Here is an 11270-nt window from a genome sequence, read left to right on the forward strand (position 1 = left end):
CATGAAACCTGGATTCTGCGCGCAGCTCGCGCTCACCGTCGCCGCCTGTGCTGGCGCCTGGACGGCGCAAGCTGGCGAAAGCGCCACCGGCCCGGCGCTCAAGCCTGGCCACGAATACCTGATCGTCACCAACTACCCGAACAATCTGCACGTGGTCGACGTGGCCAGCGACACGGTCTACAAGTCGTGTCGCATGCCGGATGCGTTCGGCCCGGGCACCGCGATGATGGCGCCGGACAACCGCACCGCCTACGTGCTCAACAACCACTATGCCGACCTCTACGGCATCGACCTGGATACCTGCCAAGCCACCTTCCACGCCAACCTCTCCAGCGTTCCCGGCGAGGTCGCCCGGTCGATGTACTCGTTCGCCATCAGCCCCGATGGCAAGGAGATCTACGCCACCGTCAACCCGACCCAGCGCCTGAACGACCACTACGTGGTCAAGCCGCCACGGCTGGAGGTGTTCAATACCGGCGATGGCCTGAACGCCAAGCCGGTGCGCAGTTTCCCGATGCCGCGTCAGGTCTACCTGATGCGCGCGGGCGACGACGGCAGCCTGTACGTCGCCGGGCCCGACATCTACAAGATGGATGTCAAGACCGGCAAGTACGAGGTGGCCTTGCCCCTGCGCAACTGGAACCGCCCCGGCTACAGCGCGCCGGACGTGCTGTATTTCTGGCCGCACCAGAGCGCCCGGCATGAGTTCTCCATGCTCTATACCATCGCCAAGTTCACCGACGAGAAGCAGGACCCGGACACCGCCGAACTGCTCTATGGCTACCTGAGCATCGACCTGAAGACCGGCAAGAGCCATACCCAGGAGTTCGCCGACCTCACCGAACTGTACTTCACCGGCTTGCGCTCGCCGAAGGATCCGAACCAGATGTACGGTGTGCTCAATCGCCTGGCGCGCTATGACATCGAGCAACGCAAGCTGATCAAGGCGGCCAATCTGGACCACACTTACTATTGCGTGGCCTTCGACCGGGCCGGCGACAAGCTGTACCTGGGCGGCACCTTCAACGACCTGGCGGTGTTCGACCCCGATACCCTGGAGAAGGTGACGAACATCAAGCTGCCGGGGGGCGACATGTCCACCAGTACGCCGCAGGTGTTCGTCAGGTAATTAGGTGCCGGTTTTTCGCGACGAGCCGTCGCGAAAAACCGGTGAAGCCGCCACAAGAACAACAAGAGAGCGCCCATGACCCAGCCAAGCTATACCCACGGCAATCCAGACAAGGCCTTGCTCAGCCAATGCATCGGTGACGCCTTCGACGCCACCGTCGCACGTTTCCCCGAGCGTGAGGCCCTGGTGGTGCGCCACCAGGGCTTGCGCTACACCTGGCAGGCACTGGCCGAGGCCGTCGACCAGCACGCTCGGGCGCTGATGGCCCTGGGCGTGCAGCCGGGCGACCGGCTGGGGATCTGGGCCCCGAACTGCGCCCAGTGGTGCATCACCCAGTTCGCCAGCGCCAAGGTCGGGGCGATCCTGGTCAACATCAACCCAGCCTACCGCGTCAGCGAGCTGGACTATGCCCTGGGCCAGTCGGGCTGCCGCTGGGTGATCTGCGCCGATGCCTTCAAGACCTGCGACTACCACGCCATGCTGCTGGGCCTGGTACCGGGCCTTGCCGCCGGCCAGCCTGGTGCGCTGGCTTGCGAGCGCTTCCCCGAGCTGCGCGGTGTCGTCAGCCTGGCCAGTGCACCGCCGGCCGGGTTCCTCGCCTGGCCCGAGCTGCAGGCGCTGGCCACGCAGGTGAGCGCCGAGGCCCTGGCCGAACGCCAGGGGCAGTTGCACTGGGACGACCCGATCAACATCCAGTACACCTCCGGCACCACGGGTTTCCCCAAGGGGGCGACCCTAAGCCACTACAACATCCTCAACAACGGCTACATGGTCGGCGAGAGCCTGGGGCTGACCGAGCATGACCGCCTGGTGGTCCCGGTGCCGCTGTACCACTGCTTTGGCATGGTCATGGCCAACCTGGGCTGCCTCACCCATGGCAGCACCCTGATCTACCCCAGCGACGCCTTCGACCCGCTGGCCACCCTGCGCGCGGTGGCCGAGGAGCGGGCCACGGCGTTGTATGGCGTGCCGACCATGTTCATCGCCGAGCTGGATCACCCGCAACGCGGCGAGTTCGACCTGTCCAGCCTGCGCACCGGGATCATGGCCGGCGCCACCTGCCCGATCGAGGTGATGCGCCGGGTGATCGACGAGATGCACATGGCCCAGGTGCAGATCGCCTACGGCATGACCGAGACCAGCCCGGTATCGCTGCAGACCGGCCCGGACGATGACCTGGAAGTGCGCGTGACCACGGTCGGGCGTACCCAGCCCCGGCTGGAGAGCAAGATCATCGACGCCGACGGCCACACCGTGCCACGCGGCCAGATCGGCGAGCTGTGCACCCGTGGCTACAGCGTGATGCTCGGCTACTGGAACAACCCCAAGGTTACTGCCGAAAGCATCGACGTCGACGGCTGGATGCACACCGGGGACTTGGCGGTGATGGACGAGCAGGGCCATGTGCGTATCGTCGGGCGCAGCAAGGACATGATCATCCGCGGAGGGGAGAACATCTACCCGCGCGAGCTGGAGGAATTCTTCTTCACCCACCCAGCGGTGGCCGACGTGCAGGTGATTGGTATTCCGTGCAGTCGCTACGGGGAGGAGATCGTTGCCTGGGTCCGCTTCCATCCTGGACATTCGGCCACCGAGGACGAGTTGCGCGAATGGGCAAGGGCGCGGATCGCGCATTTCAAGGTACCGCGTTATTTCCGTTTCGTGGACGAGTTCCCGATGACGGTGACGGGCAAGGTGCAGAAGTTCAGGATGCGTGAGATCAGTATCGAGGAATTGGGTGGTGCGCCAGGCATGGCGCAGCGCTGAAGCATCTGCCTGGAAGCGGGCTTGCCCGCGAATCTGGATGCGGCAACGGTTCGCCCTGTCAGCGCAACCACTCCGGGCTGTTGAAATTGCTCAACCGCCCATCCTCCTGCGCACACTCCAGCCCTTGTATCGGCGCCTGCAGCAGGGCTTTCTGCAAACTCCGCTCACCCGCCCGCCAGGCCTGCTCCAGCAGGGGCAGCAACCGCCTCGGCATCACACTGAACATCGGCTGCCAATAACCTCCCTGACGCACCATGGCCGCACTGTCATGCTCGACCGCTAGCCGCAGCAGACCTTCGATCAACGCGTCGTCCACCTGAGGGGCATCACAGGCCAGCACCACCACCCACTCATGCCGCGCCGCCGCAAGCCCAGCGATCACCCCGGCCAACGGCCCGGGGAAGTCCGGATCGGCATCGCCCACCAACTGGTCGGCATAGGCCGCGTAGGCCTGCTGGTTACGGTTGCAGGAAATGATCAAGTCGTCGCTCAGTGGCCGTACCACCCGCTGCACATGGGCCACCAGTGGCTCGCCGTGCCAGGGCACCAGGCCCTTGTCGCGGCCGCCCATGCGCTGGCCGCGGCCGCCAGCGAGGATCAGGATGGAGCAGGGAGGCAGGGCAACTGACATGAAAAGGGTTCCAGGCAATTAAGATCTGGAACCCTCCCATGTCATCTGGCGCTTGTCCAGTCAGCTTTCGCTGGCCGTTGCCGCGTTCCCGCGCTCCCGCCGATACCCGGCCACACGCATCACCACCACGAAGAACACCGGTACGAACACCACCGCCAGGGTGGCGCTGAGCATGCCGCCGATCACCCCTGTGCCGATCGCCTGCTGGCTGGCCGAGCTGGCGCCGCTGGCGATGGCCAGGGGCACCACGCCGAGGATGAAGGCCAGCGAGGTCATGACGATCGGCCGTAGGCGCAGGCGTGCGGCCCGTATCGCGGCGTCGCGTGGATCATGCCCCTGGTCGACCAGGTGCTTGGCGAACTCGATGATCAGGATGGCGTTCTTCGCCGACAGGCCGATCAAGGTGATCAGGCCGACCTTGAAGAACACGTCGTTGGGCAGGCCGCGCAGGGTCACCGCCAGCACTGCGCCGAGCATGCCCAGCGGTACCACCAGCAGCACCGCGGTCGGGATCGACCAGCTTTCGTACAGCGCCGCCAGGCACAGGAACACCACCAGCAGCGACAGCGCCATCAGCAAGGGCGCCTGGCTGCCCGACAGGCGTTCCTGCAACGACAGGCCGGTCCACTCCAGGCCAGCGCCTGCCGGTAGCTGCGCCACCAGGCGCTCGACCTCGGCCATGGCTTCGCCGGAGCTGTAGCCGGGCGCCGGCTCGCCGGAGATCGACACCGCTGGGTAGCCGTTGTAGCGGGTCAGTTGCACCGGGCCGCTGAACCAGCGGGCCTGGACGAAGGCACCCAGCGGGACCATCTTGCCGCTGCTGTTGCGCACGTGGATCTGCAGCAGGTCCTCGACCTGGCTGCGCTGGTCACCCTCGGCCTGCACCACCACCCGCTGCATGCGCCCCTGGTTGGGGAAGTCGTTGACGTAGCGGGAACCGACGGCAGTATCCAGCACCGCGCCGATATCGGCGAACGACACGCCCAGGGCGTTGGCCTGGCGCCGGTCGACCTCAAGCTGCACCTGCGGGCTCTCGGCCAGGGAGGCTTCGCGCACGTTGACCAGCACCTTGCTCTTGCGCGCATTGGCCAGCAGTGCGTCACGGGCCGCCATCAGCCCCGCATGGCCCAGGCCGCCCCGGTCCTGCAGGCGGAATTCGAAGCCGGTCGATTCGCCCAGGCCATCCACCGGTGGCGGCAGCACGGAGTAGGCCACGGCATCCCTGAACTGGCTGAAGGCCGTGGTGGCGCGCTCGGCGATCGCCTGGGCGCTGTCGCCCGCGCCGCGCTCGGACCAGTCCTTGAGCGTGGTGAAGGCCAGCGCCGCGTTCTGCCCGCTGCCGGAGAAACTGAACCCCAGGATCAGGGTCGTGTTGCCCACCCCAGGCTCCTCGGCGTTGTGCGCCTCGATCTGCGCGGCCACCTGCTCGGTCCGTACCCGGCTGGCACCAGGCGGCAACTGGATATCGGTGATGGTATAGCCCTGGTCCTCGGTGGGCAGGAAGGCCGTCGGCAACTGGCTGAAGCCATAGCCGAGCGCTGCCAGCAGCACGCCGTACACCAGCAGGTAGCGCCCGCTGCGCGCCAGGGCATGGGCCACCCAGCGCTGGTAGCCGTTGCTCATGCCCTCGAAGCGCCGGTTGAACCAGCCGAAGAAGCCCTTGCGCGTGTGGTACTCGCCCTTGGCCAGCGGCTTGAGCAAGGTGGCGCACAGGGCCGGGGTCAGGCTCAGGGCGAGGAACGCCGAGAACAGGATCGACACTGCCATGGACAGGGAGAACTGCTGGTAGATCACCCCCACCGAACCCTTCATGAAGGCCATCGGCAGGAATACCGCCACCAGCACCAGGGTGATGCCGACGATGGCCCCGCTGATCTGGCCCATGGCCTTGCGTGTGGCCTCCTTCGGCGGCAGGCCTTCCTCGGCCATGATCCGCTCGACGTTCTCCACCACCACGATGGCATCGTCCACCAGGATGCCGATGGCCAGGACCATGCCGAACAGGGTCAGCACGTTGACCGAGAAGCCCATGGCCAGCATCACCGCGAAGGTGCCCATCAGGGCCACCGGCACTACCAGCGTGGGGATCAGGGTATAGCGGATGTTCTGCAGGAACAGGAACATCACCGCGAACACCAGCAGCATGGCCTCGAACAGGGTGCTGATCACCTGCTGGATCGACACCTTGACGAAGGGCGAGGTGTCGTAGGGGATGTCATGGCGGACACCGTCCGGGAAGTAGCGCGACAGCTGCGCCATCTTCTCGCGCACCAGGGTCGCGGTCTCCAGGGCGTTGGCACCCGGAGCCAGCTGCACGCTGAAGGCGCTGGACGGCTTGCCGTTCAGGCGGGTGCCGTACTGGTACTCCTGGGCGCCGATCTCCACCCGGGCGACGTCGCCGAGGGTCACGGTGGCGCCATCGGGGTTGGCGCGCAGGACGATGGCGGCGAATTGCTCGGGGCTGCTCAACTGCCCCGTGACCACCACGTTGGCCGTGATTTCCTGGCTGGCCCGGCCGGGCAGGTCGCCGATGCTGCCCGGCGCCACCAGGGCGTTCTGCGCGGCGATGGCGTCGACGACGTCGTCGGGCGTGAGGTTGAAACCGACCAGCCTGCGCGGGTCGATCCACACCCGCATGGCGCGTTCCGCACCATACAACTGGGCCTTGCCCACCCCCTTGAGGCGACGGATCTCGTCCATCACGTTGCGTGCCAGGATGTCGGACAGCGCGGTTTCGTCCAGGCTGCCATCCTCGGAGGTGAGGGTGCCCAGCAGCAGGAAGCCGGTGGACACCTTCTCCACCTGCAGGCCCTGCTGGGTCACGGCGCGGGGCAGGCGCGAATCGACCACCTTGAGACGGTTCTGCACGTCCACCTGGGCCAGGTCGGGGTGGGTGCCCGGCGCGAAGGTGGCGGTGATGGTGGCGCTGCCCAGGCTGCTCTGGGACTCGAAGTACAGCAGGTTGTCGGCGCCATTGAGCTCCTGCTCGATCAGGCTGACCACGCTCTCGTCCAGGGTCGACGCCGAGGCGCCGGGGTAGACGGCGTAGATCTCCACTTGCGGTGGCGCCACGTTGGGGTACTGGGCCACTGGCAACTGGGGCATGGCCAGGCCACCGGCGAGCAGGATGAACAGGGCGACCACCCAGGCGAACACCGGGCGGTCGATGAAGAACTGCGGCATGGGTCAGGCCCTCACTGGCCGTTGTGCTGGACGATGGGGAGCGCATCGCCGGTGGCGTCGACCTGCACCTGGTCGCCGACCTTGACGTGCTGCAGGCCTTCGATCACCACGCGCTCGCCAGGGGCCAGGCCCTCGCTGACGATCCAGCGATCGCCCTGGGCGCTGCCCAGCAGCACCTGGCGTTCGCCGATGCGCGCCTGGCGATCGACCACCAGCACCTTGGGCACCCCGGCGCTGTCGCGCAGGATGGCGCGCTGCGGCACGCTGATGCCCTTGGGCTGCACGGCCTGCTCCAGGCGCACGCGCACGTAGCTGCCGGGCAGCAGGTCGAGGTCGGGGTTGGGGAACTCGCTGCGCAGGGTGATCTGGTGGGTGCTCGGGTCGACGCTGATGTCGGAGAACAGCAGCGTGCCCGGCAGCGGGTAGGCGCTGCCGTCGTCCTGGACCAGGGTCGCCCGTGCCTGGCCCTGGCCGACCTGCTCCAGCTCGCCGGCGCGCATCGCCCGGCGCAGGGCGTTGAGCTCGCGGGTCGACTGGCTGACGTCGGCGTGGATCGGGTCCAGTTGCTGGATGACCGCCAGCGGCGTGCTGCCGTCCTGGCCGACCAGCGCGCCCTCGGTGACCAGGGCCCGGCCGATGCGCCCGGAGATCGGTGCGGTGACCGTCGCGTAGCCCAGGTTCAGGCGGGCCCGCTCCAGGGCGGCCTTGGCCTGGGCCACCTCGGCGTCGGCCTGGAGGAAGGCGGCACGGGCGTTGTCGTACTCCTGGCGGCTGACCGCCTTGTCGTCGACCAGCGATCGGTAGCGCTGCTCGGTGAGGCGTGCCTGGTACCGGTTGGCCTCGGCCTTGGCCAGGGTGGCACGGGCGCTGTCATGGTCGGCCTTGAACGGTGCCGGATCGATCCGGAACAGTACGTCGCCCTGCTTGACGTCGCTGCCTTCGCGGTACACCCGCTCGAGCACCACGCCGGCCACCCGTGCGCGCACCTCGGCGGTACGCGGCGCGAGGAGGCGACCGCTGAGCTCGGTGCTGATGGCCAGCGGCTGGAGCTGTACGGTTTCGACGCGCACGTGCGGCATGGGCGCCGGTGCGTCCTGTTCGGCGGTGTCGTCGCAGGCGGCCAGGAGCAGCGCCAGCAGCGGCGCAAGCGCCACGGGGCGCAGGCGAGGGGAGCGGTAGGTAGGCATGCGGATCTTCCGTTGATGAGCGTGCGTATGCTACGGCAGCCATTCCCTTGGCGCCTGTGAAGACCTGTAGGACGAGTGTGAAAAAGTGTGAAGGAGAGTCCTGCCCGTGCGTAGGATTCTATATCCTGCCTGTCTTTTCCGTTCTGTCAAACCGCTTATGCCGAACATCCTCCTGGTCGAAGACGACAGCGCCCTGTCCGAGCTGATCGCCAGTTACCTGCAACGCAACGACTTCCACGTCCAGGTCATCGCCCGTGGCGATCACGTCCTGGACGAAGTCCGCCGGCAGAAGCCGGATCTGGTGGTGCTCGACCTGATGCTGCCGGGCCTGGACGGCCTGCAGGTGTGCCGTCTGCTGCGCCAGGTGTCGCAGAGCCTGCCGATCCTCATGCTGACCGCCCGCGACGACAGCCACGACCAGGTGCTGGGCCTGGAGATGGGCGCCGACGACTACGTCACCAAACCCTGCGAGCCGCGTGTGCTGCTGGCCCGGGTGCGCACCTTGCTGCGCCGCAGCAGCGTCAACGAGCCGCGCCTGGACAGCGACCTGATCCAGGTCGGCGGGCTGCGCATCGACCTGGCCGAGCGCAGCGTCACCTGGCGCGGCGAAGAGGTGGAGCTGTCCAGCGGCGAGTACAACCTGCTGGTGGTGCTGGCGCGCAACGCCGGCGAGGTGCTCAGCCGCGACCGGATTCTCCAGCAGCTGCGTGGCATCGAGTTCAACGGCACCGACCGTTCGGTGGACGTGGCCATTTCCAAGCTGCGCCGCAAGTTCGACGACAACGCCGGCGAGGCGCGCAAGATCAAGACCGTGTGGGGCAAGGGCTACTTGTTCAGCCGGGTCGAGTGGGAGTACTGACGCGCCATGCTGAAGATCCTGGTGCGCCTGTACCTGGTGATCATCGTCGCCTATGCCGGCGCCTTGCTGCTGATCCCCGATGCCATCGTCGGCGCCTTCCACGAGCGCTTCATGGCCTACAACCTGGACCAGGCCAAGGGCGTGCAGTCGTTGATCGTGCGGCAGTTCCACCAGGCGCCGCGTGAGCAGTGGCCCTCGGTGGCGCAGGACCTGGCGTCGGCCTTCGCGCCGTTGCAGGTCGAGCTGCTGCGCATGGACCAGGCCGAGTTGGGCACGGCGGAGCTGGCACGCCTGCAGCATGGCCTGCACGCGGTGCGCATCGGCGACTGGGGCTACTATGAAACGGTGCTGGCGCCTTTGGACAAGGACTGGCTGGTGCGCCTGCACTCGCCCCCGGACCCGCTGGACATCGACGTGCTGTCCTGGGGCGTCACCGTGCTGATCGGGGCGGCGATGCTCGGCTGCCTGCTGCTGTGGGTATGGCCGCACTGGCGCGACCTGGAACGGCTCAAGGAAACCGCCCGGCGCCTGGGGCAGGGGCAGATGTCGGAGCGCACGCACATCTCGCCGCACTCGAACATCGGCGAACTGGCCGGGGTGTTCGACACCATGGCCAGCGAGCTTGAGCGTCACGTCAACCAGCAGCGCGAGTTGCTCAATGCGGTGTCCCACGAGCTGCGCACGCCGCTGACGCGCCTGGACTTCGGCCTGGTGTTGTTGTTCGACGAGGTGCCGCCAGCCAGTCGCAAGCGCCTGCTGGAGCTGGTGGGGCATGTGCGCGAACTGGATGAGCTGGTGCTCGAACTTCTGTCGTACAGCCGCCTGCAGAATGCCGACCAGGCGCGGGAGCGGGTCGAGGTCTCGTTGCTGGAGCTGGTCGACAGCGTGCTCGGTGGTTTCGCCGAGGAGCTCGATGGGCGGGGTATCCAGTGGGAGGTTCGCGCCGAGGGCAACCTGCCGCGCTTCGTGCTCGACCCACGGCTGACCGCCCGGGCGGTGCAGAACCTGGTGCGCAACGCCTTGCGTTATTGCGACGAGAGCCTGCTGCTGCGCTTGCGCCTGGAGGAGGACGGCGCTTGCCTGCTGACCGTGGAGGACGACGGTATCGGCATCCCGCCCGAGGAGCGTGAGCGGATCTTCCAGCCGTTCTACCGCCTGGATCGCAGCCGCGACCGCAGTACCGGTGGCTTCGGGCTGGGCCTGGCGATCAGCCGGCGAGCCATCGAAGGGCAGGGGGGGAGCCTGACCGTGGCGCAGTCGGCGCTGGGCGGGGCGCAGTTCAGGATTCGCCTGCCTGCCGGGTAGCGGGGCGCCGGTGTGTTCTTGTGCCGGCCAGTCAAGGCTTTTGGGAGCCGCTTCGCGCCCCAGCATTTACCAAGCCGAACGGTGTACTAGAGGCCGGAACGCAAAGCTTTTGAAAACGCTACGAACCGATCCTTGCCACTGCGCTTGGCCTGGTACAACGCCTGGTCCGCGCGCACCAGCGCCATGCTCAGGGTATCGCCGCTATCGACCGGTGTCAGGCCGATGCTGACGGTCACGGGGTGTCCACCCAGGTCTTCGCGAACGCGCTGGCACAGCGCCGCGACCTGCCGTTCGGCGCCTTGCTGGTCCAGCCCTTCGAAGAAAATGGCGAACTCCTCGCCGCCGAGTCGGGCGAACGCATAGCCATCCATGGACACCCTGATGTGCCCGGCCACGCGCTTGAGCACCTCGTCGCCGATATCGTGGCCGAAGCGGTCGTTGACCTGCTTGAAATTGTCGATATCGATCATCGCCAGGAACTGCCCCGGTGCCGCGAGCCGCAACTGGCGCTCGACCCTGAGCATGAACGCGCGGCGGTTGGGGAGCTCGGTGAGGGCGTCCACGTAGGCTTGCTCCAGCAGCACCTTGGACAGGTAGAAGTTGTGCAGCTTGGCCTGGCGCATCCGCAGGTAGCTGTAGCTCACCAGCCCGCTGAGAAACACCGCGTAGCTCAGCAGCATGGCGCCTTCGAGCTCCAGCAGCTCGATGCGCGTGTGATAGAACGGATTGAGCAGCAGCCAGGTGATGGCCACGGCGCAGAAGAACGACCAGCCCCGTACCGGCAGCACCGAGACGCTGTAGAGCACGGTGGACACGCCCAGCACCAGCCACACCGGGCGCAGGGCGATGGGAATGCCTTCGATCACCAGGCGCATGGCCAGGGTGATGACCGCGATGAACACCAGGTTGAGCACATCGAAGTGATGGCTTTTGCGGGTGAAGCCGAGCACCACGGTGAGGCAGCACAGCAGGCCGATGAACAGCCCCGAGCGCCAGGTGAAGCCCTGGCCGCCGAGGTAGCTGACGATCAGGTCGAAAACCAGCCAGACGCCGATGCTCACGCAGAAGATCAGCAGGCAGAACCTGTGCATGGCCTCGAATTCGCGCTGGCGGAACTCGGCACGCAGGGCGGCGGGGGCGACCTGCTTGCGCACGTGCTCTTCGATGGTGCTGAACATGATCGGCTGGCGACTCCCACCCGTTGGCAAA

At 66.9% G+C, this 11270-nt stretch carries 8 protein-coding genes; 4 read left to right on the top strand and 4 right to left on the bottom strand.

What is annotated here, in order from left to right; translation table 11 throughout:
* The first annotated feature begins 1 nt into the window (after position 1).
* Together peaD and ACDI39_RS02865 are read left to right on the top strand one after the other, a co-directional pair.
* A complete protein-coding gene (peaD, locus tag ACDI39_RS02860; protein ID WP_225790696.1) occupies positions 2-1129 on the top strand; it encodes a quinohemoprotein amine dehydrogenase subunit beta in 1128 nt (375 codons plus the stop codon).
* A gap of 75 nt (positions 1130-1204) precedes the next feature.
* Complete coding sequence (locus tag ACDI39_RS02865; protein ID WP_253080096.1) at positions 1205-2896, top strand: fatty acid CoA ligase family protein; 1692 nt, start codon at positions 1205-1207, stop codon at positions 2894-2896.
* A gap of 58 nt (positions 2897-2954) precedes the next feature.
* Here the strand turns inward: ACDI39_RS02865 and mobA are convergent, their stop codons facing one another.
* From mobA to ACDI39_RS02880, 3 genes are read right to left on the bottom strand one after another with little or no spacing between them, the layout of a single operon-like run.
* Entirely contained in the window at positions 2955-3527 is a 573-nt protein-coding gene (gene mobA, locus ACDI39_RS02870; protein WP_225790694.1) for a molybdenum cofactor guanylyltransferase MobA, read from the bottom strand.
* A 60-nt stretch (positions 3528-3587) separates the two neighbouring features.
* A complete protein-coding gene (locus ACDI39_RS02875; RefSeq protein ID WP_486537572.1) occupies positions 3588-6710 on the bottom strand; it encodes a multidrug efflux RND transporter permease subunit in 3123 nt (1040 codons plus the stop codon).
* A gap of 11 nt (positions 6711-6721) precedes the next feature.
* Positions 6722-7897: an efflux RND transporter periplasmic adaptor subunit gene (locus ACDI39_RS02880; protein WP_486537574.1), complete on the bottom strand. Its 1176-nt coding sequence runs from the start codon at positions 7895-7897 to the stop codon at positions 6722-6724.
* 157 nt (positions 7898-8054) lie between these two features.
* On the opposite strand from ACDI39_RS02880, the gene ACDI39_RS02885 reads away from it, so the two are divergent.
* Together ACDI39_RS02885 and ACDI39_RS02890 are read left to right on the top strand one after the other, a co-directional pair.
* Positions 8055-8756 (top strand): response regulator, encoded by a 702-nt coding sequence (locus ACDI39_RS02885; protein WP_225790691.1) that lies wholly within the window; start codon positions 8055-8057, stop codon positions 8754-8756.
* A gap of 6 nt (positions 8757-8762) precedes the next feature.
* On the top strand, positions 8763-10061 hold the full coding sequence (locus ACDI39_RS02890; protein ID WP_486537577.1) for an ATP-binding protein: 1299 nt from the start codon (positions 8763-8765) through the stop codon (positions 10059-10061).
* Between the two features lie 86 nt (positions 10062-10147).
* Here ACDI39_RS02890 and ACDI39_RS02895 read toward each other — a convergent pair whose 3' ends face one another.
* Positions 10148-11239 carry a GGDEF domain-containing protein gene (locus ACDI39_RS02895; protein ID WP_225790689.1) on the bottom strand — a complete coding sequence of 364 codons (1092 nt, stop codon included), beginning with the start codon at positions 11237-11239 and terminating at the stop codon, positions 10148-10150.
* Between the last annotated feature and the right edge of the window lie 31 nt (positions 11240-11270).

The sequence above is a fragment of the Pseudomonas sp. Tun-23181 genome, assembly GCF_057415455.1.